The 22,460-nt window shown below is 47.5% G+C and carries 23 protein-coding genes and 1 tRNA gene; 18 read left to right on the top strand and 6 right to left on the bottom strand.

Annotated features, from left to right (window positions below; translation table 11 throughout):
- Positions 1 to 51 precede the first annotated feature (51 nt).
- Together LEUMU_RS28030 and hisC are read left to right on the top strand one after the other, a co-directional pair.
- Positions 52 to 1,281: a lytic transglycosylase domain-containing protein gene (locus LEUMU_RS28030; RefSeq protein WP_022952463.1), complete on the top strand. Its 1,230-nt coding sequence runs from the start codon at positions 52 to 54 to the stop codon at positions 1,279 to 1,281.
- A 42-nt stretch (positions 1,282 to 1,323) separates the two neighbouring features.
- A complete protein-coding gene (gene hisC / locus LEUMU_RS0111655) occupies positions 1,324 to 2,376 on the top strand; it encodes a histidinol-phosphate transaminase (RefSeq protein WP_022952462.1) in 1,053 nt (350 codons plus the stop codon).
- 77 nt (positions 2,377 to 2,453) lie between these two features.
- Here the strand turns inward: hisC and LEUMU_RS0111650 are convergent, their stop codons facing one another.
- Complete coding sequence (locus LEUMU_RS0111650; RefSeq protein ID WP_022952461.1) at positions 2,454 to 2,738, bottom strand: YcgL domain-containing protein; 285 nt, start codon at positions 2,736 to 2,738, stop codon at positions 2,454 to 2,456.
- A complete protein-coding gene (locus LEUMU_RS0111645) occupies positions 2,738 to 3,367 on the bottom strand; it encodes a hypothetical protein (RefSeq protein ID WP_022952460.1) in 630 nt (209 codons plus the stop codon). Before LEUMU_RS0111645 ends, LEUMU_RS0111650 begins: the two co-directional genes overlap by 1 nt.
- A gap of 115 nt (positions 3,368 to 3,482) precedes the next feature.
- Between LEUMU_RS0111645 and LEUMU_RS0111640 the strand changes: the two genes are divergently transcribed.
- The 3 genes from LEUMU_RS0111640 (at position 3,483) to LEUMU_RS0111630 (ending at position 6,933) form a co-directional block, all read left to right on the top strand.
- On the top strand, positions 3,483 to 4,265 hold the full coding sequence (locus LEUMU_RS0111640; protein ID WP_026744697.1) for an exodeoxyribonuclease III: 783 nt from the start codon (positions 3,483 to 3,485) through the stop codon (positions 4,263 to 4,265).
- A complete protein-coding gene (locus tag LEUMU_RS0111635; RefSeq protein WP_026744696.1) occupies positions 4,262 to 5,827 on the top strand; it encodes an AmpG family muropeptide MFS transporter in 1,566 nt (521 codons plus the stop codon). The genes LEUMU_RS0111640 and LEUMU_RS0111635 overlap by 4 nt, the downstream gene beginning before the upstream one ends.
- A gap of 152 nt (positions 5,828 to 5,979) precedes the next feature.
- Entirely contained in the window at positions 5,980 to 6,933 is a 954-nt protein-coding gene (locus LEUMU_RS0111630; RefSeq protein ID WP_022952459.1) for a patatin-like phospholipase family protein, read from the top strand.
- 23 nt (positions 6,934 to 6,956) lie between these two features.
- Here LEUMU_RS0111630 and cls read toward each other — a convergent pair whose 3' ends face one another.
- A complete protein-coding gene (gene cls / locus LEUMU_RS0111625; protein WP_022952458.1) occupies positions 6,957 to 8,381 on the bottom strand; it encodes a cardiolipin synthase in 1,425 nt (474 codons plus the stop codon).
- Positions 8,382 to 8,527: 146 nt separating this feature from the next.
- On the opposite strand from cls, the gene zwf reads away from it, so the two are divergent.
- Positions 8,528 to 9,991, top strand: a complete 1,464-nt coding sequence (zwf, locus tag LEUMU_RS0111620; RefSeq protein WP_022952457.1) for a glucose-6-phosphate dehydrogenase — start codon at positions 8,528 to 8,530, stop codon at positions 9,989 to 9,991.
- Between the two features lie 81 nt (positions 9,992 to 10,072).
- Here zwf and aqpZ read toward each other — a convergent pair whose 3' ends face one another.
- Complete coding sequence (aqpZ, locus tag LEUMU_RS0111615) at positions 10,073 to 10,780, bottom strand: aquaporin Z (protein ID WP_022952456.1); 708 nt, start codon at positions 10,778 to 10,780, stop codon at positions 10,073 to 10,075.
- Between the two features lie 388 nt (positions 10,781 to 11,168).
- Here aqpZ and cysZ point away from each other — a divergent pair, with 388 nt between their 5' ends.
- Positions 11,169 to 11,900: a sulfate transporter CysZ gene (gene cysZ, locus LEUMU_RS0111610; RefSeq protein WP_022952455.1), complete on the top strand. Its 732-nt coding sequence runs from the start codon at positions 11,169 to 11,171 to the stop codon at positions 11,898 to 11,900.
- Here the strand turns inward: cysZ and LEUMU_RS0111605 are convergent.
- The gene (locus tag LEUMU_RS0111605) at positions 11,892 to 13,214 is read right to left on the bottom strand and encodes a tetratricopeptide repeat protein (protein ID WP_022952454.1); all 1,323 of its coding nucleotides are present in this window, start codon (positions 13,212 to 13,214) and stop codon (positions 11,892 to 11,894) included. The two genes, cysZ and LEUMU_RS0111605, sit on opposite strands and share 9 nt — an antisense overlap.
- 251 nt (positions 13,215 to 13,465) lie before the next feature.
- Between LEUMU_RS0111605 and LEUMU_RS0111600 the strand changes: the two genes are divergently transcribed.
- The 11 genes from LEUMU_RS0111600 to LEUMU_RS0111545 all read left to right on the top strand — a co-directional run bounded on the left by LEUMU_RS0111600 (position 13,466) and on the right by LEUMU_RS0111545 (position 21,660).
- Positions 13,466 to 14,065 carry a uracil-DNA glycosylase family protein gene (locus tag LEUMU_RS0111600; protein ID WP_022952453.1) on the top strand — a complete coding sequence of 200 codons (600 nt, stop codon included), beginning with the start codon at positions 13,466 to 13,468 and terminating at the stop codon, positions 14,063 to 14,065.
- Between the two features lie 122 nt (positions 14,066 to 14,187).
- Complete coding sequence (gene hflK / locus LEUMU_RS0111595) at positions 14,188 to 15,414, top strand: FtsH protease activity modulator HflK (RefSeq protein ID WP_022952452.1); 1,227 nt, start codon at positions 14,188 to 14,190, stop codon at positions 15,412 to 15,414.
- On the top strand, positions 15,411 to 16,268 hold the full coding sequence (gene hflC / locus LEUMU_RS0111590; RefSeq protein WP_022952451.1) for a protease modulator HflC: 858 nt from the start codon (positions 15,411 to 15,413) through the stop codon (positions 16,266 to 16,268). Before hflK ends, hflC begins: the two co-directional genes overlap by 4 nt.
- 24 nt (positions 16,269 to 16,292) lie before the next feature.
- On the top strand, positions 16,293 to 16,484 hold the full coding sequence (locus tag LEUMU_RS0111585; RefSeq protein WP_022952450.1) for a DUF2065 domain-containing protein: 192 nt from the start codon (positions 16,293 to 16,295) through the stop codon (positions 16,482 to 16,484).
- Positions 16,485 to 16,506: 22 nt separating this feature from the next.
- Positions 16,507 to 17,694, top strand: coding sequence for an ATP phosphoribosyltransferase regulatory subunit (locus LEUMU_RS0111580; protein ID WP_022952449.1), 1,188 nt, complete (start codon positions 16,507 to 16,509; stop codon positions 17,692 to 17,694).
- Positions 17,695 to 17,729: 35 nt separating this feature from the next.
- Positions 17,730 to 19,025, top strand: a complete 1,296-nt coding sequence (locus LEUMU_RS0111575) for an adenylosuccinate synthase (RefSeq protein ID WP_022952448.1) — start codon at positions 17,730 to 17,732, stop codon at positions 19,023 to 19,025.
- 12 nt (positions 19,026 to 19,037) lie between these two features.
- Entirely contained in the window at positions 19,038 to 19,733 is a 696-nt protein-coding gene (locus tag LEUMU_RS0111570) for a pseudouridine synthase (protein ID WP_022952447.1), read from the top strand.
- A gap of 54 nt (positions 19,734 to 19,787) precedes the next feature.
- Positions 19,788 to 19,878, top strand: a tRNA-Ser gene (locus LEUMU_RS0111565).
- A 164-nt stretch (positions 19,879 to 20,042) separates the two neighbouring features.
- Positions 20,043 to 20,375 carry an Arm DNA-binding domain-containing protein gene (locus LEUMU_RS0111560; protein ID WP_022952446.1) on the top strand — a complete coding sequence of 111 codons (333 nt, stop codon included), beginning with the start codon at positions 20,043 to 20,045 and terminating at the stop codon, positions 20,373 to 20,375.
- 434 nt (positions 20,376 to 20,809) lie between these two features.
- Complete coding sequence (locus LEUMU_RS0111550; protein WP_157474325.1) at positions 20,810 to 21,136, top strand: hypothetical protein; 327 nt, start codon at positions 20,810 to 20,812, stop codon at positions 21,134 to 21,136.
- A gap of 338 nt (positions 21,137 to 21,474) precedes the next feature.
- A complete protein-coding gene (locus LEUMU_RS0111545; protein ID WP_022952443.1) occupies positions 21,475 to 21,660 on the top strand; it encodes a hypothetical protein in 186 nt (61 codons plus the stop codon).
- Positions 21,661 to 21,713: 53 nt separating this feature from the next.
- Here LEUMU_RS0111545 and LEUMU_RS0111540 read toward each other — a convergent pair whose 3' ends face one another.
- Complete coding sequence (locus LEUMU_RS0111540; protein ID WP_157474323.1) at positions 21,714 to 22,406, bottom strand: hypothetical protein; 693 nt, start codon at positions 22,404 to 22,406, stop codon at positions 21,714 to 21,716.
- Positions 22,407 to 22,460: the final 54 nt, after the last annotated feature.

Below are 22,460 nucleotides of genomic sequence, written 5' to 3'. Positions count from 1 at the left end.
CCGGATTTCACGGAATGGATTTTTTGAAACCAGAGTTAAGAGTAGCCATTAATGGTCAAAAATAAACAGTGTTTGTTGCGCGTATTGATGATACTCCCGTTGATTAGTTTGTCAGCTGTATCGCATGCGACTGATAAGAGTAGTAGGTTAGTGGGGGCGATAGAACAGGATTTGCTGAAGGTTGTGGCATTGCTGGATAAGAGTAGTCGGGCGGCACCTTCTGGTGTACTAACCGCGCCAAGCTCAAATCGAAGCAAGTCAACCGTCAAGCTCGTCAGTAATGGAGCGTCTAGCGCGGCGTCCACCTTGGGGATTGAGGGCTTGGTTGGCATCAACTTAGACGAGTTCATCACTAAACCAGCCGCCAAAGCAGCTCCAGCTAAGGTTGCAAAAAAGAGCCAGCCAGCTGCACCGTTACTAACTGCTCAAGCTTATAAGCAAGTGATGGGAAGTGTTAAAAAGACCAGTACGCGTAAGCGCTCGTCTTACCGCCCTTGTTATAAGTACAACTATCATGAGCTGCAAAACAAGTCTCGTCGCTATCAAAAGTCGATCGAAGAAGCTAGCCGTCTACACGGCGTCAGCCAAGAACTAATCAAGTCTGTTATTACCGCAGAGAGTTGCTTCAAAGTGAAGGCACGTTCTCATAAAGGTGCGCGTGGCTTAATGCAGTTAATGCCAGCGACAGCACGTCGTTTTGGTGTACGTAATAGTTACAACAGCCATCAGAATATTGGTGCGGGTGCCCGTTACTTACGTTGGTTACTCGACCGTTACCAAGGCAATATGCACTTTGCTTTAGCTGGCTACAACGCTGGTGAAGGTAAGGTTGATCGCTACGGTGGAATTCCTCCTTACAAAGAAACGCGTGAATATGTGCGCCGTGTAATGGGTGTTTACAAAACGCTTTACGGCAAACGTGAGCGTTCAGCGAATGAAACCTCAACCAACCTCACTAAAACCCGCGCAGATTATCAGCGTATTTGGTTGCAAAAGCAGCGTGCGAAGCAGCAAACGTCACAAAGCAACAAGCCATTGAGTGAGCAGCGTTGCCTTAAAGCCGTGCCTTCCCATTTAAACGCGACGACACGCTTGAAGCGAAGTGGTCGTGGTGGCAGAATCTGGCGTAGATATTATCAATTGAATGCCAATGAAAATCTGGCAAACGTGATGCATAAGACAGGTGTTCATATTAATAGCATTAAGCGTATGAATCATCTGACCTCTAAGTCGACCTTAGCGCCAGGTCATCAACTGTTAGTTTGGGAATGCCGTATCTGATCTGAAGCTGATACGGCTCCGTTATTATTTATGGAGAACCGTATGAGCCAGTTCTGGAGCCAGCGTGTACAGGAACTTGATCCTTATGTGCCTGGCGAACAGCCGAAGGATCAGCAGTACATTAAGCTGAATACCAATGAGAGTCCTTATCCGCCATCACCGCTTGCCATTGAGGCAATGCATGCGGCGGTTAATGACTCTCTGCGTTTATATCCTGATCCCAATGCCGATGACCTGAAACAAGCGATTGCGGATTTGCATGGCTTGGACCGGTCATTTGTGTTTGTGGGTAATGGCTCGGATGAAGTGTTAGCACATGCTTTTGTGGCATTGCTAAAGCACGACAAGCCACTGCTATACCCTGATATCAGCTACAGTTTTTATCCCGTTTACTGCAATCTGTTCAATATCAATGCGGTGAGAATACCGCTGAATGATCAGTTTGAGATTGATCCTGCCGATTATAGCCAAAGCAATGGCGCCATCATCTTTCCAAATCCCAATGCACCAACCGGCATGGCATTGCCGCTGGATGCTATTGAGCAAATTCTAAAGGCTAACCCGGAGTCAGTTGTGTTGGTGGATGAGGCTTATGTGGACTTTGGTGCGCAGACGGCTATCGCGCTTGTTGAGCAATATGCAAACTTACTAGTGGTTCAAACCTTGTCAAAGTCTCGTTCATTAGCGGGCTTGCGGGTAGGTTTTGCTATTGGCCAGCCTGATTTGATTGAAGCGCTGGAGCGAGTGAAAAACTCATTTAACTCCTATCCTCTAGGGCGTGTTGAGCAAGCGGGTGCCGCTGCTGCGATTAGAGATGTGCCTTACTTTGAAGAGTGTCGGGCTAAGATTATTGCCACGCGTGAGCAGACTGAAACGTCACTGACTGCGTTGGGCTTTAGTGTGTTGCCATCGGGTAGTAACTTCATTTTTGCCAAGCCACCAGAAGGGCAAAGTGCAGAGGCTTTGTATTTGTCGCTTAAGGAAAAGGGCATTTTAGTGCGCTACTTTAACAAGCCACGGATTAGTGATTACTTGCGGATTACCATCGGTACCGATTCGGAAATGCAGCAATTTCTGGACTGTCTAAAAGCCTGATTGAGTGTTGATCAGCAATAAAAAAGGGCGTGCAAATTATTTGCTGCCCTTTTTTATGTCTGTTGATTTTAGGTGCTTTAAAAGCCGTCGGACTGATGAAGATCTAAATCGAGAAAATTAGTATTGGCCGGTGGCATCTGTAGGAAGTAACCTTTTTCGGCGAGGCTCTGCATGACTTCTTTCGTGTTATTACGGGAAAGCTTGCGCGACTCAGTCAGGTCAAATTCAAAGGTATAAACTAAGCTGCCAACCCGCTTACGCAGCGCATCAGGAATGATATCGAAGTTATCCTTTTCCGTCAGGTACACGTACAGGCCTTGCTTACGCTCACTGCGATAGACAAAACAGGAAATGCTTTCCATTATCGTGCTTCCCGCTTAACCATGACTTCAACGGTTTTGATATTACTCAATACCATTTCATAAGCGATATGGGCGCTACCAGTGCGCTCAATAAATACACTCGCTGGCGTCACGCTTTGGATACGGCCAATGGTCACTTCATGCTCTGAATTTGTAATACGAACGATGCGGCCAACAAATGCTTTGATTTGATCTGGCGCAGCGGTTTCAAAATCTAAACGATACAGCGCTTTGCTTGGCAATAAGCTTGAGTACGTATTGTTATCTGCTTGAGTATTTGAGGTGCCTGACGCGGTTCCGGCGGTAGGTGCCGCACCATTATTATTGCTGCCAGAGCTAAGCGCTGGGCTTGCTACCTGCTTATGGCTGCGATTCCAGTAACTCCAGAACGTTTGATCAGCCCCTGCAAACCATGCGCCCGCTGCGATGGCTAAACCGATAATACCGACAATGAGCATGCGGTAAGTGCGGTCCCAAAGAGTGGGTAATGCAATCAGGTTGATAACAGGAATGAGTGCCAAAAACCCGGTAATGACGTGATAACGAAACCCTTCGTAGGCAAATTTGAGATAGCTGAGTGCAAATAGCACAATGCCAACAACCGCAGCGATTAATACAGCAAGTTCCATAATGAAAGTCAGAGTCTCTTGGCGATAATTTTGATTTTGACCATTCTAACCTCATTGGCTAGGTAAATGCTAATTAGTAGAGCTGATTCAGCAATTTCAGTATAATATTCTCCCTATGAAAATCATCACAATTAATGCTAACGGCATCCGTGCAGCGGCTCGTAAAGGAGTCTTTGAATGGTTAGCTGAACAGGGGGCAGATGTTGTCTGCATTCAAGAAACTAAAGCGCAAGTGGCTCAACTGAGCGATCCGATCTTTCACCCGGAAGGCTATCACTGCTATTACCACGATGCGGAAAAAAAAGGCTACAGTGGTGTTGCTTTGTATTGTCGGCATAAGCCAGATGAAGTCATTGCGGGCATGGGCTTTGAAGAATTGGATAGCGAAGGCCGTTATTTAGAGGCACGCTATGACAAGTTGAGCGTCATAAGTCTGTATCTTCCATCCGGCTCATCCAAAGAAGAGCGCCAGGAAGTAAAATACCGTGGCATGGACTTCTTATTACCAAAACTCAAAGCACTACGCGATGAAGGCCGCGATGTCGTCATCTGTGGCGACTGGAATATTGCACACAAAAAAGAAGATATTAAAAATTGGCGCGGCAATCAGAAAAACTCCGGCTTTCTACCGGAAGAGCGCGCTTGGCTGGATACCTTGTTTGATGACGAAGGCTATGTTGATGCGTTTCGTGAGCTTGAGCAGGAAGAGCATGAATACACTTGGTGGTCGAATCGCGGACAAGCTTGGGCGAATAATACCGGATGGCGGATTGACTACCATATCTTATCGCCAAGCCTAAAAGGCACCGTATTAAACGCGTCGGTATATCGCGAGTCACGCTTCTCGGACCATGCGCCTTTAACGATTGAATACGATTATGAGATTCCAAAATTATGAGTGAAATAATTGCCAAGCGTGGTTGGGGTGAAACCATTCGCAGCTTTATCCACCCGCGGGTGATTACAATGTTGTTTTTGGGGTTCTCGGCGGGCGTACCGATTCTGCTGATTTTCTCATCCTTGAGTTTGTGGCTGGGTGAGGCCGGGGTTAAAAAGTCCGCCGTAACCTTTTTTGGTTGGGCGGCCTTGGGTTACTCCTTTAAGTTTATCTGGGCGCCTTTGATCGATAAGTTACCCGTGCCGTTTCTCACCCGTTTGCTAGGGCGTCGGCGCAGTTGGTTGCTGGTTGCACAGTTTGCGGTCATCACAGCCATTTTGTGGATGGCGCTGACTAATCCCGCAGTGGGTGAAGCACAACTGACGACAATGGCGCTTGCAGCCGTGCTTTTAGGTTTCTCATCAGCCACCCAAGATGTCGTTATTGATGCCTACCGGATTGAGTCGGCAGACCGTGATTTACAAGCGATGATGTCCTCAACCTATATCGCAGGCTATCGTATTGGAATGATCGTTGCCGGTGCCGGTGCACTGTATTTAGCCTCTTACTTTGGTACTCAGAAAGAGGCCTATAGCTACACCGCATGGATGTATACCTATGTGATTATGGCTGCGGTGATGTTAGTTGGTGTTGCAACCACATTGATTATCCCAGAACCAGATAGCTACCGCCCTGATGAGTCCAGATATCACACTTCGGACTATCTACGATTTTTACTGTTGTTTGTCTTAGCGGTGATAGGTTTTATTGCGGTCTTTACGTTAAGTTCAGAGATTGTTTCCGATGCTAAAAAATCACTGGGTGAGGCCTTTAATAATAAAAATCTAGCGAGCTTTATTATTGAGACCATGCGCTTAGCGGCCGGTATCTTCGTTGCTTGGGTTATTGCCAAAGTATTAACTGGCGCAAAGCTGGTCGATGGTCATATGTTTGAAGATGCTTATGTTGAGCCGGTACGGGATTTTTTCCGTCGCTATGGTATAGGCTTGGCATTGTTATTATTGGCGTTAGTCGGCTTTTACCGCGTTTCAGATATCGTGCTGGGCTTTATTTCCAATGTGTTTTACCAAGACATGGGCTACACCAAAGTTGATATCGCCAATGTCTCTAAGCTGTTTGGTTTGCTAATGACGATTATGGGCGGCTTTCTGGGTGGCTTGCTGTCGGTGCGTTATGGTGTCATGCGGATACTGTTTCTGGGTGCGGTGCTTTCCGGATTAACCAACTTACTGTTTATTGCGCTCAGTACAGCAGGTGGCAATATGCCAATGCTGTATGCGGTCATTGGTGCCGATAATCTGTCGGCGGGACTCGCTAGTGCGGCCTTTATTGCATTCTTGTCGAGCTTAACTAATATCTCCTTTACAGCGGTTCAGTACGCTATCTTCAGTTCTTTAATGACCTTGTTTCCGAAAATATTGGGCGGTTATTCTGGTTCGATTGTGGAGTCGATGGGTTACACCAACTTCTTCATAATGACGACGATTCTGACGCTGCCGGTATTGGTGCTTATCTACTTTGCTGGTAAGTATTACAAAGGCGAAGTGACGATGGCGCCATAACGTTAAACTCTCTCAAAAGGCTTATAGCAGCGTGCTTGCTTATGGGCTGCTGGCGGACATTAACTAAAGTGATGCACCTGTCGCTGGTGCTGATCTTGCAGTTCAGGCGACAGGGTTTAAGAACCAACATAACAAAGTAACAGGGATAATACATGACGGTTAAAATCGGTCTGGCTTTGGGCAGTGGCGCATCACGCGGATGGGCGCATATTGGGGTTATTCGTGCGCTACAAAAATACGATATTCATCCAGATGTAGTTTGTGGCTGTTCGGTAGGCGCGATTGTCGGTGCAGCTTATGCCGCTTCACGGCTTGATGATTTGGAAAGCTGGGCAACCTCATTAACCAAAATGGAAATGGCGAAATATGCCGGCCTAAATTTTCGTGCTGGCTGGATTAATAAGCAGCGCCTGCAAGAAGGCTTTAATCAGTTTATTTGCGAGAAGGGCGCTACGTTTGATCAGTTAGATAAACCGTTCGGCTGTGTGGCAACGGACCTGCACACTGGTCGGGAAATTTGGTTTACCCAAGGTGACTTGCAAACAGGGATGTGGGCGTCGATGTCATTGCCCGGATTGTTTCCTCCCGTGCTGCATGAAGATAAGTGGCTGGTTGATGGCGGCTTGGTTAACCCTGTGCCAGTATCCATGTGTCGCTCGCTAGGCGCTGATGTCGTCATCGCAGTTGATTTAAACGGTGACATTGTTGGCAAGCATCGACGTCCTGAGCCGGGAATACCCAAAACATCGCCGTTGCCCCCAAAGCCTGAACCAGAGCCGGGTGCTGTTAAAAAAGAGCAGCCATTATTGGATAATTTGCGTAATACGGTGATGGATTATTCCAGTTCCTTATTTGCAATTAGCACTGCGCCACCAGAGCCTGTAGCACCAGGCTTTTTTGACACAATCGCCGGTGCGGTCAATATTATGCAAGATCGTATTACTCGTAGCCGCATGGCGGGTGATCCGCCAGAAATACTGCTATCGCCACGCCTGTCAGATATTGGGATATTAGAGTTTTATCGCGCAGAAGAGGCGATTCAGGTCGGTTATGATGTTACTTTGCAACAATTAGAAGGTATTCGTCGCATGGTCGGTGCGTTCTGATTACTGCAAAGTGAGTACTTAAACTATTGAACAGGGGCCGAGAGGTAAGCAGCGCGGCAGAGTATTTTGAACCATAGAGGCTTGCTCTCAGCATCTTTGATCAGCATTTCTTGGGCATGGCTGAAGTCATCTAGCAGCATTTTTTCGACTTCAGCCGCAAAAGTGCGGTCATCAAGCAATACGGTTACTTCAAAGTTCAGCCGGAACGAGCGGTTATCCATATTGGTGGTGCCGACCGCTGATAAATAGTCATCCACCAGAAACACTTTTTGATGTAGAAAACCGCGCTGATAACGCATGATCTTAACGCCCGCTTTTAAGATGCCGCTAACAAATGAGAAGGCGGATAGATAGATCAGTAGATTATCTGGCTTTTCCGGAATCAGAATGCGTACATCCACTCCGCGCAAGGCTGCGAGGCGTAGTGACTGCAGCACGCCTTCATCCGGTACGAAATAAGGGCTGGCAATCCAGATGCGTTTTTTGGCTACATGCATGGCGTATTGCATCATTAAACTGGCGGTTTCGAAGGTATCAGAAGGTCCTGAAGGCAGTACTAAAGCGCGCTGATTAGAACAGCAGGTTTCAACCGGCTTCCAGTTTAATTGCAGCGTTTCCTCGGTAACCCAGTGCCAATCTTCAACGAAGGATAGCTGTGCGCCCAATGCTGCAGGGCCATCTAAGCGGATATGCGTATCACGCCAAAACGGATATTTAGGGTCTTTGTTAATGTATTCATCGCCGATATTGTGACCACCAACCCATGTTGTGAGGCCATCGACGACGACTATTTTGCGATGATTTCTAAAGTTAAGTTGGAAGCGGTTAAGTACATTGCGATTGGAGTGGAAGGAATAAACCTGCACGCCATTTTTCCGTAGCCCCTCAAGATACCAATCCGCCAGTTCATAACTGCCAATTTCATCATAGAGAAAATACACGCGTACGCCACGCTCTCTCGCCTCAACTAAGCACTCCCAAAAGGCATCGCCAATGAGTCCTTCATTCACAATGTAAAACTGGATCAGTACGTAGTCTTTAGCTTGGCGAATACCATCAAAAATATCATCAAAGGTGGCTCGCCCGTTAATGAGCAGGCGTGCGTTATTCCCTTCGGTAAAGGGTAGCTTGGCAAGGACTTCAAAGGTTTTTAACTGGTCATGGCTCTCAGTTTGAGGGTGAGGTGACATATAACAGCGCAGTTTGCTGTATTCCAGCCCCAGTTTTTTACGAAAATCAATTTCATGGGCCACTCTGGCGGTAACATAACCATTGAATCGAGTGCGGCCAAAAAGCAGGTAAGCCGGTATTCCTAGCCAAGGGAATGCTATTAAGGTGACCACCCAAGCGACGGTGCCTTGTGAGGTGCGGGTAGAGAGAAGTGCGAATACTGCAAAGACTAAGCCTAGTAGTTGCACTGCAGCAATGATAATTGCCATTGTCGTCATGGGACAATCCTGAGTTTTAAGGTATTCTAGCAGCTTGTTAGCAATAATGGTTGCGTTACAGGAATTTCCGTACTGTGAAGCCACTCTTGGCAATGTTACAATCTGTGCTATTTGATTTTGCCCGCATATCTCATTAGGAACCCCTTATGACCAGCGTAGTAATCCCTGTAAAACCGTTCGACCTTGTTATTTTCGGTGCCACTGGCGACCTTGCCATGCGCAAATTGTTGCCTGCTTTATTTCGCCGGCATGCGGTAGCTCAAATTCCTGAGGACGCCAGAATTATTGGTTTGTCACTCAGCAATCACAGCAATGAAAAATACCGCAGCCTCGCCCGGGAAGCCTTAGTTAAGCATATTTCGGAGGAAGAGCTGGAAGGGCACCTGGATAGCTTTATTGAGCGCATTCATTATATGCCTAATGATGTGACTAATCCTGAAGGCTGGACTGAGCTGGTTGAGACCCTAAATGAGAAACCTGACCGGATTCGGGTTTACTACCTCGCGGTTGGACCCTCTCTGTTTGGTGTGATCGCGCATGGTTTGGCGGCGGCCGGCCTATCTGGTGGTGGTGCACGTTTGGTGGTTGAGAAGCCGCTAGGGCATGACCTTAAGAGTGCGCAACAGTTGAATGCGGATATCGGTGAAGTATTCGATGAGCACTGCATTTACCGGATTGATCATTACCTTGGTAAAGAAACGGTACAGAACTTGATGGCAATGCGCTTTGCTAATGCCTTGTTTGAGCCGATCTGGAATGCACAAGCGATTGATCATGTACAAATTACCGCTGCAGAATCATTAGGTGTGGGCACGCGTGGTGGTTACTACGACCACTCCGGTGCGATGCGCGACATGGTGCAGAACCATTTAATGCAGCTGTTGTGTCTGATTGCCATGGAGCCGCCGCATGACTTTAATGCGGATGCGGTACGTGACGAGAAGCTAAAAGTATTGCGTGCATTGCGTCCGCTGAAAGGACATACCGCACTGCGTAACACCGTTCGCGGCCAATACTTAGGCACAGAAACGGCGCCTTCTTATACCGACGAAGTTAAAAATCCTGATAGCACAACTGAGTGCTATGTTGCGATTAAAGCAGAAGTTGAAAACTGGCGTTGGGCGGGTGTTCCGTTCTATCTGCGTACTGGTAAAAAACTGCGCTCTCAGGCCACTGAAATTGCGATTGTATTTAAGAAGCCACCTCACTCTGTGTTTGGTGAGTTATCTACTCCTGTTACGCCGAACGTGTTGAGTATTCGCCTACAGCCGGATGAAGGTTTGCAGCTTGAGCTGATGACCAAAGATCCAGGGCCTGGTGGATTCCGTTTACGCTCTACTCCTTTGGATGTAACCTTTGCAAAGGATCAAGCCAAAGGCTGGCGGATGCCGGATGCTTATGAGCGTCTGTTGATGGATGTGGTACGTGGCGATCAAACGCTATTTATGCGTGGTGATGAGGTTGAAGCCGCTTGGAGCTGGATTGATCCAATCATGGAGAGCTGGGATGATTCAGGCTTGAAGCCAGAAACGTATGATGCGGGTAGTGAAGGCCCGACAGCTGCCGTTGAAATGATGGCTAGAGCAGGGCGTCGCTGGCGCAAGATCTGATAGAAACTTCATGAGTCTCTAATACAAAATTGCCCGAACTAGTCGGGCAATTTTTGTTACAAGTCTAGGTTAATGAGTCAATCACGCGTCCTCTGCGTTATTACTCAATAGTGTGCGGTAGATCAAAGCCCCAAGTATGGCGCCAGCAATGGGTGCAGCCCAGAATACCCATAGCTGAGAGATCGCGGTTGCATCCATAGAGATCAACGCAGGGCCTGTGCTACGAGCTGGGTTGACTGAGGTATTGGATACCGGAATCGAGATCAGGTGAATTAGCGTTAAACACAGACCAATCGCCAGTGGTGCAAAGCCTGCTGGAGCCCGACGATCGGTAGCACCCATAATTACCATCAAGAATGCAGCCGTCATAACCACTTCAGTGATCAGTACTGACAGTAGATTGTACTTACCTGGAGAGGCTTCACCAAAACCATTGGAGGCCAGATTACCGATTTCACTGCCGGCTTGCCCCGAAATAATAATGGCAAGAATAGCCGCAGCCGCACAGGCGCCCATAACTTGGGCCGCAATATAAGGCAGGACTTCAGCAAATGAGAAGCGACCACCAAACCATAAGCCAATAGTAATCGCCGGATTAAAGTGACCACCTGAAATATGGCCAACAGCATAAGCCATAGTGACCACAGTCAAGCCGAAGGCAAATGCAACGCCGACGAGTCCAATTCCAACGTCTGGGAAAGTGGCCGCTAGCTTCGCGCTACCGACGCCACCAAGTACAAGCCACAGGGTGCCGAAAAACTCAGCAAAGAGTTTGTTGTGTAGTTTCATATAATAAAATCCATTTTATTAATTGATTAGAAAGGTATTAGGGCAGCGACTCTGACTTATTTTTGTTACATCGCCGTTGCCCTAATCAATAGGTGAAGGCGTCAGTTAGAATTGTTCATCTTAGGTTAAGAAAACTTTTTCAAATTTTTTGTGAACCCATTTCGATGTCACATGCACTAAATAGGCAAATCAATAAGGTTAACGTTGAAGTAGCTGATAAAAAAAATTAGTGATAATAAATAATAAAATGCCAACCTAATAAGGCATGAAAAAAGGCATAACGACCTCCCTGAAAAGGGCAGGTCGTTTTTTTTTGGCAGAAGGGTTACCATTGGCGCGACCGCAGCATAGCGGCCATCTTCAAGCTGATTTAAGGAGCACGCCAGCGATGATTCAGGGATTTATTCAAGGGATTGGTTTTTTGTTTCAGGGATTTTCTCTGATCACCCAGAAAGGCATTCGCGGGTTTGTCATTATTCCACTACTGATTAATATTGTCGTGTTTACTGGCGCGATCTGGCTGGCTTACGGGCAATTTCAGTCGATGATGGATGCCATGCTGAATTGGTTGCCCTCTTGGTTATCATGGCTGCAGTGGATTATTCTGCCATTTTTTGCGCTACTGACGTTGCTGATTATTTACTATACCTTCAGCATTGTGGCCAACCTCATTGCCTCGCCTTTTAATGCCTTGCTGGCGGAGCGAGTTGAAATGAAACTCAATGGCCGACCAATGCCTGATGATTCCGGAATTGCGGCGCTAATGAAAAATATTGGTAAAACGCTCGGCAGCGAAGTTAAAAAGATATTCTATATGCTGAAATGGATGCCAGTGTTACTGCTGATTACCGTTATTCCCGGATTAAATCTGATCGCGCCTTTAGCGTGGCTGATTTATGGCGCATGGATGTACTCGCTGCAATACACCGACTTCCCGATGGGCAACCATAATATGTTTGTTAAGGAAGAGTTGGCAGTGTTGCGCAAGAATCGTGGCCACGCTTTAGGCTTTGGTGCGGCGACCACCGCAATTACAGTGATTCCGGTTTTAAACTTTCTAGCCATGCCAGTGGCCGTGTGTGGGGCCACCAGCATGTGGGTTAAGCAGCTATCACGCTAAGGTCCGAATGCGGGAGTAGAGCCGTTCCAGCTGCTGCCGCTTTCGCATTAATGCTCTAAGCTTGCGGGGTGTGAAGTACCAGAGCAACACGCCGAGTGTCACCAGTACGCCAGCACACACCAATACAATATTTTGTACGTTCAGATTAATTGGCCAATCCAGCCCAAACTGACCCGCAATAAAGCTGATGCCATAACTAACCGCTAAGGCTAGCAGTGAAACCACCGCGGCAAAAATCAACCACTGACCACCTTGGTGCACTGTCGATGCGCACTCCTGATGTTCCTCAATAGTTTCGATAAACTGCTGCTTACGAGCGTTTAAGGCGCGCATCACATATTGGCGGCGTTGCTTTTCAATCAGCGCACAACTGCGCGCAGTATCGATCAACAGCAAGTTAGGGAGTTGCATTAACAGTTGGTGTTGCTTGTGTCGCAATGCCTGCACACTATTTTTACGGCCCAGTTCCTGATCAAGATTAAGCAATCCGATCGGGTCATTTTCCCAACGCTCACTCAACGACTGCTCAATGGTTTGAATATGGCGCTGCCGACGTTGATTAAACAGCAGTTGGAATGATGGGTTACGCGTTAAATCTGGCTCGCTGCGGGCAAAAGCCTCGTAATGCGGAGCTTTACTTAACAGTGTGTGTAGTTGCCTTAATCCCTGAGTGGTTCGGGCTGTCCGGGATAGCAGGCAAATGTATTCATAGTGCAATTGCACACAATAGCCACTGCAGCATTCCCGTGCTGATTCAATGGCTAGTAGCGCTTGCTCAAAATTGCCACGGCGATAACGAGTATTGGCTAGGTGACGATAAACAAATGAGGCAAACTGAGGATTCACGCCCTGACTTTGCAAGGCGGCGATATTGAAATGTCTTTCAGCCATCGGTAGTGAGCGTTGCAACATATGCAGCCAGCCTAACTGAAAGTGGCTGAGGTAGTCATTTGGATTTTGGTGCAGGGCGCGCTTTAGCTCTGGAATTTGCTTGGGCATTGCCAGTAATCCAGCGACAGGCAACTGTTTCTGTCGACCACGAATACCTTTCATCAGTTGCTGGTTTAATTCATCCAGCGCGGTATCGGCATCGGCTTGCCAGGCGGTGTTGGTTTTATGCAATTTATAACTGTGCATTAGCTGATGAGAAAGCCCATGCTTTAAGCTGCGTGCTATCGCATCATCAGTCAGTCGGTAGAATAGTGAAAAGTATTCAATATTCAACAATTGAAATGCGCTGGATTGACCGTCGGGAAGTAATACCACGTCCGGTACCATCGCATTCACGGTTGGCGAAGTGTGAGTGGTTTGCATAATTTGTTAGCCCTGATCTTGTCCTCAAGACATTAATAGAATTAATCACTTAACACCTCCGATAAGCGGTTCAACGTAGCGTCTTTCAGGATAAAAGGGGTTGGCTGATTAAGTGCTGATCAGTGTGCTAATTTAAATGGCGGATATTATTTATTGCACACGTTTAAAATCCGCTCAAATAGTGTTTCATTAGCTCATAGCCCGTCGCATTCATTTATACTGCACGACACGATCACAACAGTGAGGGCTCAATGCAGTCGAAACTAATCCAGCACCAAACGCAATTACGGGATTGTAAAGCCTGTCCTGAGATGATTGGGCCGGTTATTACAGGTACGCCGGTGGTGTCTCGGGTGATGCTGATTGGTCAGGCACCGGGAGACCGGGAAGGGGATATTGGCCGTCCCTTTGCGTGGACCGCTGGGAAAACCTTGTTTAAGTGGTTTGCCAGTCAGGGAATTGATGAAGAGCGGTTTCGTGAGTCGGTGTATATCGCCTCGGTTTGTCGCTGCTTTCCGGGCAAAAAGCCAAAAGGTGGTGATCGGGTGCCTAATCCACAAGAAATCGCGCAATGCAGCGAGTGGATGTCACAAGAATTTAAAATTTTGAAACCTCGACTAATTATTTTGGTCGGAAAATTGGCAATCTCTCAGTTTTTACCGCTTGAGCGCTTAACCGATGTGATTGGTCTGCGTTTTGAGCGTGAAATTGAGGGAGAGCAATGTACATTGATTCCACTGCCACACCCTTCAGGTGCCTCAACATGGCACCGTAAAGAGCCAGGAATCAGTTTGTTGAACGAGGCGCTAAATCGACTTGGAGAAGATCCCGAGTGGCAGGCTTTAAAGTAAATCACATCAAGCATTGCCTGAAAAACACTAGGCGCTTACAATTGCCGCCTTTGACTTTTTGAATTTAGCCCATATAGTTGAAAATCAGGTGATCCCTGAGTAACTAATAGACGGAGTAATACATGCCTTGGAACGAACCGGGTGGGAATAAGGATAAAGATCCGTGGAGCAATAAGCGTCCACGTGGCGGATCTTCATCTGACGGTATTGAAGATGCTATTCAGAAAATGAATGAAAAGCTAGGAAAGCTATTTGGCGGTAATTCATCTGGCAAGGGTGGCGACAGTGAGCCTTCCGGAGATGGCCCTGGAGTCAGCAAAAATGTGGTGATTGGCTTAGCCGCAATCGCATTCATTGCGTGGATGGCGACTGGTTTCTATACCGTAGATTCTGCACAACGAGGCGTAGAGTTGCGTTTTGGCCAGTACAAGCAAACCACCATGCCGGGACTACACTGGCGCCTGCCATACCCAATTGACACAGTTGAGCTAGTGGATGTGGATCGTAGCCGTACGGCTCGCGATGCAACCAATAGCACACACATGCTGACCAAGGATGAGAACATCATCTCTATCGCAGTGAACGTGCAATACCGCATCAAGAACCCTGAAGATTACCTGTTTAACGTATACCTGCCTGACTATGAGAGCAATCAGTCATTGGCTACTGTGTATAACGTAATGCGTAGCGCGGTTCGTGAAGTGGTAGGTCGTACTACGATGGATTCCATCATCGGTGCCGATCGTGAAAAAATGGCTCCGGAAATTCTGGCCATTATGCAGCGTGTACTGGATGACTACAAAACGGGTATCGACGTGATGAAAGTCAACGTGACTGATGCTGAAGCGCCATCTCAGGTTAAAGACGCCTTTGATGATGCGATTCGAGCCCGAGAAGATCAAAACCGTTATAAAAACCAAGCTGAAACTTACGCGAAGCAAGTAGTGCCAAATGCACGTGGTAAAGCCGCGCGTATTATTGAAGATGCGACTGCGACCCGTAGTCAGGCAATCTCAAAGGCGCAAGGTGAGGCCTCACGTTTCGAGCAGTTAGCAACAGAGTATGCTAAGGCTCCGGACGTGACTCGTGAGCGTTTGTATCTGGAAACCATGGAAGAAGTGCTGCAGAACAGCTCCAAGGTGATGATCGATTCTTCGTCAGGCAATAACATGTTGTACCTGCCGTTAGATAAGATGCAATCTGGTGCTGCGTCGTCTAGCTCAAACAGCGACAGCGCAAATGCGGGTGCAGCCGTGGCTAGTGCCCTAAGTAATGCTGCGGATCGTGCTAAAAATACAGGTGTTGATACCTCATCGCTCCGTGAATCAACCCGAGGAGTTCGTCAATGAAAAACCCTATCGTAATTGCTATCTTGGCATTGATAGTGCTCATTGCCAGTTCCGCCTATGTTGTTGATCAGCGTCAAACCGCTATCGTATTGCGCTTTGGTAAAATCGTTGAAGAAAGCATTGAGCCGGGTCTTAACTTTAAGATTCCATTCTTAGATCGCATTGAGCGTTTCTCTTCTCAAATCTTATCGCTGGATGCTCAGCCTGAAAGCTTTTTGACGAATGAGAAAAAGTACGTTCAGGTAGACTTCTTCGTGAAGTGGCGCATTTCTGAGCCGGGCAAATTCTACCGTTCGACTGGTGGTGATTTGAACCGTGCCGAGAATCGTCTGGAAAGCATCATGCGCGACGGTCTGCGAAATGAGTTCTCTAAGCGTACCATTCAGGAAGCGATTTCTGGTGAGCGTGATGAGATCATGGAAGGCCTGCAAACTAAGTCCAATGAAGCCGCTAATCAGTTAGGGGTTAACATTGTGGATGTACGCGTTAGCCGGATTGACTTCACCGAATCTGTTAGTGAGTCGGTATTTAACCGGATGCGTTCTGAGCGTGAGCGTGTAGCACAGGATTTCCGTGCCCGTGGTCGTGAAGAAGCTGAGCGTATTAAAGCAGCAGCGGATCGTGACTCTGTAATAATCGAAGCAGATGCGTATAGCGCAGCTGAGAAGATTCGCGGTCAGGGTGATGCTAAAGCGGCTCAGATTTATGCAGAAGCGTACACCAAAAATGCTGAGTTCTATTCTTTCCACCGTAGTCTGGCGGCGTATCGTAAAGCGATGGGTCAATCAGGTGATGTGATGGTATTGGAGCCGGATTCTGAATTCTTCCGCTACTTCAAGAATAAATCCCAGTAAAATCAATGTGAGGGCAGTTAGCAAGTGAATATCAATTGGAATGACTTGCTGACTGCTATAGCATTGGTGCTTATCATCGAGGGGCTGCTTCCGTTTGCAGCCCCTTCTAAATTAAAAGAAGTGTATCAGTCGATGTTAGAAATGCCGGACAAGTCTTTACGAGTGCTTGGGTTTGGCAGTATGGTTGCAGGGCTGTTCCTTCTTTTTTTGGTTTAATGCCACACGAGAACCGTTTGACATGAAATATTGGTTACTTCCGGATGGAATTAACGAGTCACTGCCGCCCGAGGCAGAAGCCCTCGAAGCTATGCGCCGTGAGTTACTGGATCTTTATCGCAGCTGGGGTTACCGGTTTGTGATGCCACCCATGGTGGAGTATCTGGAATCCCTAAGCATTGCGATGGGCTCACAACTGGATCTGCAGACCTTTAAAATCACCGATCAGACCAATGGTCGTATGATGGGCCTCCGCGCAGATATCACCCCTCAAGTTTCCCGAATTGATTCACACCGTATGCAAATGGCACCTGGCCAGCCTAACCGCTTGTGCTATGTCGGCACCGTATTGCGGACGCACAGTGAACAAGCCGGTGGCTCACGTTCGCCGATTCAAGTCGGTGCTGAGTTATTCGGTCATGCAGGCATGGAAAGTGACTATGAAGTCATTAGCCTGATGTTGGATACGCTGCAATTAACCGGCCGTAAAAATATCGTACTGGACTTAGGTCATGTGGGTATTTTACGAGGACTGGCTGCAGAAGTTGGGCTTAACGCTCAGCAGCAAGATATTTATTTAGACCAGCTGGCGCGTAAATCCTTACCGGAAATTGATGCATGGTTGGTTGAATGTGGATTTGATAAAACAGCCTGCGCCATGTTGCGTGCGCTGCCAAATCTGCATGGCGATGTGAACGTACTGGATGAAGCCTTAGCGCAGCTAAGTGGAGGCGGCAAAGAAGTACTGGCAGCGCTGGAATACCTACAGCAATTAGTGGCACGTTTGCAGGCTGCTTACCCAGCGCTGACCGTGAACGTAGACCTTGCAGAAATGCGCGGTTACACCTACCACACTGGCATTGTGTATGCTGCGTACATTCCGGGCTTTGGCCGTGAGATTGCGCGTGGTGGCCGTTACGATGGCATTGGTGAGAACTTTGGTAGCGCACGTCCGGCAACCGGCTTTAGTACCAACCTGCGTACCTTGCTGAGCTTACGTGAGAACACGGAAGTGGCTAGCGCGGCTGGCATTTTAGCGCCGTCTGATGATGATGCTGCGCTGACTGCCAAGATTGCAGAGCTAAGAGCGCAAGGCGAGATTGTAATCCGCCAGCTGGAACCCCTGGCGACTCTGTCGGCGACTTTACAAGGTTGCGATCGGGTGCTGGAACAACATAACGGTGAGTGGCGTATCGCTACCGCTGGTTAATGACAACGCATTTTGTTTGATCAAGAGAGATTGTAATGGGCAAGTTTGTAGTAGTTCTGGGCACCCAATGGGGTGACGAAGGCAAAGGCAAGATCGTTGATCTGCTGACTGAGAACGCAACCGGTGTGGTTCGTTTTCAAGGCGGACACAATGCGGGTCATACGCTGGTAATTAAAGGTGAGAAAACAGTATTGCATCTGATTCCTTCAGGCATTTTACGCGAAGGCGTTGAGTGCATGATCGGTAACGGCGTGGTGTTGTCTCCTGAAGCATTACTGAAAGAAATTGATAAGCTGGAAGCCGAAGGCGTACCAGTGACTGAGCGTTTGAAGCTATCCGTTTCTTGTCAGTTGATCCTGCCATACCACGCTGCATTGGATGCGGCGCGTGAAGCAGCACGTGGCACTAAAGCGATTGGTACAACCGGTCGTGGTATTGGTCCTGCGTATGAAGACAAAGCCGGTCGCCGTGGTTTACGCTTGGGTGATTTGCTGGATGAAACGCGTTTCGCTGAGAAGCTGAAAACGGTGATGGAATACCATAACTTCGCGCTGGAGCATTTGTACAAAGCTGAGCCTTTGGACTACAACGCGGTATTGGAAGAAACGCTGGCTCACGCTAAGCGCCTGCGCCCAATGATGGCAGACATTCCAACGCGCTTGCATGAAATGCGTCGCGACAATGAGAATGTGATGTTCGAAGGTGCTCAAGGCTCCTTGCTGGATATCGATCACGGTACTTACCCATACGTGACCTCGTCGAATACGACAGCAGGTGGCGCATGTACGGGTAGCGGTGTTGGCCCACGTGATCTGGACTACATCTTAGGTATTACCAAAGCTTACACGACGCGTGTTGGTGCTGGCCCATTCCCAACAGAATTGTTTGATGATGTGGGTGCGGGTATCGCTAAGAAAGGTCAGGAGTTTGGTGCAACAACCGGTCGTGCACGTCGTTGCGGTTGGTTAGATGCCGTTGCGCTTCGTAGTGCAATGCGTTTAAACAGCATTAGCGGTCTGTGTGTGACTAAGCTGGACGTACTGGATGAGTTGGAAACAATCAGCATCTGTACGGCTTATGAGTTGGATGGCGAGATTGTTGATGTGCCACCAGCCGGTAGTTCAGCATTTGCACGTTGTAAGCCGATCTACGAGACGCTTCCAGGCTGGCAGTGCAACACCTTTGGTGTGACTACTTATGAAGACCTGCCAGAAAATGCACGTGCTTATCTGGCTCGTATGGCAGAGCTTCTGGAAACTCCAGTTGATATCATCTCAACAGGTCCTGACCGTGATCACACAATGATCATGCGCAATCCTTACTCGGATTAATCAGACTAACTGATGCGCTTAGATAAACTACTTAGTAACGCGTCTAATTTGACGCGTTCACAGGCGGTTCGCGCCATCCGCGACGGCGATGTCCTCGTGGATGGTGAGCCGATCACCAAATCCTCCACGCACGTCTCTGAAGCAAACCACGTCACTTATCTTGGCACCGTGATTAGCGAGCCTAAGCCCCGCTATTACATGCTAAATAAGCCGCTGGACTGTGTGAGTGCCAATCGCGATAAAAACTCGCTGACGGTGTTTGATTACCTGATCGTGCCACGTCGTGATCAATTGCATGTGGCTGGCCGTTTGGATCGTGATACCACGGGATTGATTCTGGTGACTGATGATGGCCAATGGTCACATAAGTTGACCTCGCCTAAGCATGAGCACTTCAAACGCTACCGTGTCACGCTGGCAGAACCAATCACTGAGCAAGCGATTCATAAGCTTGAGCAGGGTATTATGCTAGAGGGTGAAACGAAGATTACCCGACCTGCAATGGTACACACGCTGGAGAGTAATCTGATCCATTTGAGCATTAGTGAAGGGCGCTACCATCAGGTCAAACGCATGCTTGAAGCGGTCGGTAATGAAGTGGTTGGACTGCACCGCGAATCCATTGCGCACATCGAATTAGATACCGATTTGCCTCTGGGTAAATGGCGTGAATTAACTATTGATGAGATTGACTTGTCAAACTCATAAAAGTGCGGTAATCTGCCGCCCCTCGACAGCATTGCTTAACAGTGTTGTCGTTACGGAGAGGTGTCCGAGTGGCTTAAGGAGCACGCCTGGAAAGCGTGTGTAGGTTAATAGCTTACCGAGGGTTCGAATCCCTCTCTCTCCGCCAAATTTGAATAACTGGCCTACTAGCTAGGTCAGTTATCTCTTAAGAAACAGTGTGTTATGTTCTTTAATGCACTACTAGCCCCCTAAGTAAGCTGCTTGTAATCAAATTAAAATGCATGTACGAATGCATGTATTGTTTTTTTATTGCTTGCTGGTACATGCATTATGGCTAAATACACTACCAAAAAACTATCTGACCCTGACCTCAAAGCGGCCAAACCGCGAGATAAGAGGTATTCACTTGCTGATGGGGGAGGGCTTCACTTCTTCATTATGCCTGGTGGTGCTAAGTCATGGCGTTATCACTATCGCTTTGCAGGTAAAAGCAAAACACTCACCATTGGCAATTATCCTGCTATAGGTTTAAAGCTTGCTCGTGAGCTATTCGGTGTTGCGCGTAATGACCTCTCGAATGGTACTGATCCAGCTATAAAAAAGCAGGTCGAGAAAACTCACTTGAAAATAACTCCTTCCAAGATGCTGCTGAGTCCTGGATAGAGCACAATGCTGATGGTTGGTCAGCGACTCATACAGCAGCGTACGGAAAGCTACTTACAAAGAGACGTGTTCAAAGTTATTGGTTCAAGGCAGTTAAATGATATTGCGGTTCAAGATCTAATAGTGGTTGTGAAAACGGTGCAGCGTGAATTATCCCCTTTGGCGAATAAATTTAGCGTCTACTTGGGCCGTGAAAAAGTAGCGGTAACCGTGAAAAATACCGCCCTTCTTAGGGCTGAAAAAGGCTCCCTAAAAAGAGGTAATAATCGGCCCACTGAAAACCGCCCCCACGTAGAAGATACTAGGCTGGGGGGGGCGGTTTTAAATCCTTCGGAGGGTGTTGGTGTACGTACTCCAAATGATGACAGTCAGCAGGGCGGCAAAGTCGATTACTCGAATGGTCATTTCTTAACGATCAAAGAGGGGGAAAGGTCGTGGCAAAGTTCATGCTCAATCCGAACGATCAACCTTCCCAGAGTGACTTGGAAGGGCAGCGCAAACCGGCTAATCGAAATATCACACTTGATGAACCAGTGAGCTGTATTTGTCCCGAATGTGGAAAGCAGGAGCGAATAGTCGAGACCACACCCAAGGGCAGAGTTAAAAGTTCATGCGGTGCAATTTATGTTGCAGCGGATAACTTGGTTGACGACTCACCCAAAAAGAAAATCAAAGTCACACCCGCGATCGGTGCAGGTGTTGGAGTCAGTGAGGAGGGAATTTCACCTGTTGTTGGTATCGGCGCGTTAATCAGCAAGTAGTTGAGTCTTGGCAGGGTAGGAGGTCGGGAGCAACTAGCCCGACCTTTCTCGCTTGTTAGTTTTGGGAAGGCTAACAGACTATCATCTAAATTAGATAACAGTCAGATCAAGTCAGGCCTCATATACTAAAGCAGGGATGGGCTAATCCCTCTCGGGTGATTTGGCGTTTCAGGTGTGAAAAGAGTAGCCTAAGAGCCTTGCTCAGCCACTTTAGGAGAGAAAAAGCCAATGGATATCCGCTAGTCGAAAGATTAACAATAATTTATAAAAGTGGGTAATAATAAGACTACAGCATGATCCCCCCATGGTGCTGTCCCAATCAATTAGGTATAAAAAAAATGAATAAGTCCTTCTATGATGATTGCAAAATCAAGTTCCGTTACGCAGCACTTAAGAATGAGGTGAGTGGTTCTAAGGTTCCCGATCCACTTAAGCTGTCGCAACTTAAAACTCTGGAGAATGTTCTGGAGACCTATCAATGCCCACGGCGTAAAGCGCAATTGGCTTTAGCTACAAGTCAGTGAAAGTCAGAATTACGGAGTTCGGTTAGTCAAATCCGCGTTAGGTGGGAGTGCTGTTATGCAGATGCCCGGCTGTATTTAATCAATTGGTTAAAATCTCTAGTAACAGCCAACACCCAGTCTAAATAGGCGACTCTGACTTCTGGGTCAGTATAAATTGTAATGTCACCTCTCAGTGGGAAGTAGCTACAGGCATCTTCAACGGTTTCTAGGCAGGCGATTTTGTCTATTTCAATGCCTGCAAAATGTAAGTTAGACCAAAGCATTTTCGTGCCTTTTTCAATGCTGATTCCCCGAAAACTGGCACTGGCTTTCTCAGGCGATAAAGCAGTGTCATCAATTAAGCGTTCGATGTTGTAAACGGTGCAAATTTCTTGAGTACAACGGTATCGTGCTGCGTGCTTGTTGTTCCAATAGATATCAAGAATCTTTGCGTCTGCATGTGAATCGTTAAATGCTCTAAACAAACCAATGCAGACAAAATCGTCATTTGTGAAGTTGACCGAGACTGTTTTCCAGCGGTCGGTGATGTGTGGCTTGGACATGTTTGATGTGCGCTCAATATTAGCTAAAAAGCTTAGCTCAGGTGTTAGCTTTGCAGCGTTGGAAGGCGACTTGGTGGATTTATGTTTCAGCCTTAGAGTAGGGTAATTGCTGTTGTGGCCTGCATAGTTAAAATAAGGCACTAAAGACATCGTTGTCATTATTTTTCTGATTATTGATAGCATGATTTCAGTTTTCTCGTCCATTCCCCCGTTTTGCATGATTATATAGCATGCCTATTACTCTATAGCTACATTTGA

This window comes from Leucothrix mucor DSM 2157 (genome assembly GCF_000419525.1).
In the GTDB taxonomy this organism is placed as follows: domain Bacteria; phylum Pseudomonadota; class Gammaproteobacteria; order Thiotrichales; family Thiotrichaceae; genus Leucothrix; species Leucothrix mucor.
The sequence above is the reverse complement of the archived record's forward strand: the minus strand, read 5'-3'. Positions and strand labels throughout refer to the sequence as shown.

Bases quoted from the DNA above. Each gene is read 5' to 3' on its own strand.
- LEUMU_RS28030 (WP_022952463.1), top strand. From the start codon at position 52: ATGGTCAAAAATAAACAGTGTTTGTTGCGCGTATTGATGATACTCCCG.
- hisC (WP_022952462.1), top strand. From the start codon at position 1,324: ATGAGCCAGTTCTGGAGCCAGCGTGTACAGGAACTTGATCCTTATGTG.
- LEUMU_RS0111650 (WP_022952461.1), bottom strand. From the start codon at position 2,738: ATGGAAAGCATTTCCTGTTTTGTCTATCGCAGTGAGCGTAAGCAAGGC.
- LEUMU_RS0111645 (WP_022952460.1), bottom strand. From the start codon at position 3,367: ATGGAACTTGCTGTATTAATCGCTGCGGTTGTTGGCATTGTGCTATTT.
- LEUMU_RS0111640 (WP_026744697.1), top strand. From the start codon at position 3,483: ATGAAAATCATCACAATTAATGCTAACGGCATCCGTGCAGCGGCTCGT.
- LEUMU_RS0111635 (WP_026744696.1), top strand. From the start codon at position 4,262: ATGAGTGAAATAATTGCCAAGCGTGGTTGGGGTGAAACCATTCGCAGC.
- LEUMU_RS0111630 (WP_022952459.1), top strand. From the start codon at position 5,980: ATGACGGTTAAAATCGGTCTGGCTTTGGGCAGTGGCGCATCACGCGGA.
- cls (WP_022952458.1), bottom strand. From the start codon at position 8,381: ATGACGACAATGGCAATTATCATTGCTGCAGTGCAACTACTAGGCTTA.
- zwf (WP_022952457.1), top strand. From the start codon at position 8,528: ATGACCAGCGTAGTAATCCCTGTAAAACCGTTCGACCTTGTTATTTTC.
- aqpZ (WP_022952456.1), bottom strand. From the start codon at position 10,780: ATGAAACTACACAACAAACTCTTTGCTGAGTTTTTCGGCACCCTGTGG.
- cysZ (WP_022952455.1), top strand. From the start codon at position 11,169: ATGATTCAGGGATTTATTCAAGGGATTGGTTTTTTGTTTCAGGGATTT.
- LEUMU_RS0111605 (WP_022952454.1), bottom strand. From the start codon at position 13,214: ATGCAAACCACTCACACTTCGCCAACCGTGAATGCGATGGTACCGGAC.
- LEUMU_RS0111600 (WP_022952453.1), top strand. From the start codon at position 13,466: ATGCAGTCGAAACTAATCCAGCACCAAACGCAATTACGGGATTGTAAA.
- hflK (WP_022952452.1), top strand. From the start codon at position 14,188: ATGCCTTGGAACGAACCGGGTGGGAATAAGGATAAAGATCCGTGGAGC.
- hflC (WP_022952451.1), top strand. From the start codon at position 15,411: ATGAAAAACCCTATCGTAATTGCTATCTTGGCATTGATAGTGCTCATT.
- LEUMU_RS0111580 (WP_022952449.1), top strand. From the start codon at position 16,507: ATGAAATATTGGTTACTTCCGGATGGAATTAACGAGTCACTGCCGCCC.
- LEUMU_RS0111575 (WP_022952448.1), top strand. From the start codon at position 17,730: ATGGGCAAGTTTGTAGTAGTTCTGGGCACCCAATGGGGTGACGAAGGC.
- LEUMU_RS0111570 (WP_022952447.1), top strand. From the start codon at position 19,038: ATGCGCTTAGATAAACTACTTAGTAACGCGTCTAATTTGACGCGTTCA.
- LEUMU_RS0111560 (WP_022952446.1), top strand. From the start codon at position 20,043: ATGGCTAAATACACTACCAAAAAACTATCTGACCCTGACCTCAAAGCG.
- LEUMU_RS0111545 (WP_022952443.1), top strand. From the start codon at position 21,475: ATGAATAAGTCCTTCTATGATGATTGCAAAATCAAGTTCCGTTACGCA.
- LEUMU_RS0111540 (WP_157474323.1), bottom strand. From the start codon at position 22,406: ATGGACGAGAAAACTGAAATCATGCTATCAATAATCAGAAAAATAATG.